The organism is Bartonella sp. AU16XJBT, assembly GCF_028618665.1.
Lineage (GTDB): Bacteria > Pseudomonadota > Alphaproteobacteria > Rhizobiales > Rhizobiaceae > Bartonella.
On record NZ_JAQITF010000068.1, the window covers coordinates 1 to 1,256 of the forward strand.

Below are 1,256 nucleotides of genomic sequence, written 5' to 3' on the forward strand. Positions count from 1 at the left end.
AAAACATTGCCAAGAATGTTTTAGATCATGCAAAAGCCAAAGATTCAGAGGAAGGCTATACCAAATCCGCTATCAGCAATAGCACCATTGTGCTGACAAATGAAGCAGGGCAAAAGGCGTTGACGGGGCAAGATGTGGAACAAGCCATCGCCTCCCTTAACCGTGATACTGCCAACGCCCATAAGGGTGTACAACAGCTTGATGTCGCCAAGCTGGAACAAATCGTCCATGAAAATCGTGAAATGGCAACACAACTCTTAGAAGAAGGGTTTAAATACAGCGATGACTCCTATAGAACCATGTTTATCAAAGAACACCCCATCGCTGTGGTCGACCGTGATGAAAAGGGACATATCATCTATGAAACAGATGAAAATGGACAGTATATCAAAGACGCTCGTGGACAAAAAATTCCTAAGTTCCATTATTTAACGGATGAAGAAAAGCAGCATTTGCAAGAAGGTTCTGATGGCAAGGTTCATGTGTCCCTCAATGGCATCTTTACTCCACCCTATGAGGCCGCTGTTTATGCAGAGCAACATGCAGAGAATAAAAATGAACCACTTTATTTTGTTGTGTTCCCAGAAGCGGATTCTGCTATTTCAGAGCTTCTGGTAGCGGGATACCAGAAGTTTCTGGAAAATAACTTTTGGGGTTTGACGAATTCAACACAAGAAGCAAAAGATTTGATGTATAGCTATGGTCTTACAGGATTAGAACTTTATGGACATAGTCGCGGGACAATGACATTGGGGAATATGCTGTATTCTTTCAAACAAGAAGGTGTGCACGGGATAGCTAACGAAAACACCAATATTAATCTCTATGGACCTGCCTTTAATGTTTTAGTTGCATCCGGTCTGTTAAGGTATGTGAGTGATGGCAAACAAACCACGATAGGTTTTGATGGTCATAGATACGATTTTGTCAGCAGAATTATTGGCGGCAATGGCTATACCTACGAGACAATACCTGCTGGCAGTAACGTTTGGACAGAATGGTGGAGAGTGGTCACAAATCCTTACAATCCACATACTTGCCTTGGAGATGCAGGTCCAAAATGCCAAGATATATATGGACTTTCCCATCGAGTACAAGTCCCTTTAAGGAGGAAAAAATGAAAAAAATCTTTAAATTATTGAGTTGCACAGCTTTATTAGTTATAATGGGATGCCAGTTTAATAAACCTCCTACAGGATACTTCACTGTGTGGGAGAAAACAGGAGCAGATCGGCTTGAGGTAAAAAAAACCTTGT

1 pseudogene is annotated in these 1,256 nt (G+C 41.5%); it reads left to right on the forward strand.

Features of this window, described 5'->3' with window-relative positions:
- A pseudogene (locus PVV66_RS09550) lies at positions 1–1,121 on the forward strand (filamentous hemagglutinin); the annotation flags it as partial.
- Positions 1,122–1,256: the final 135 nt, after the last annotated feature.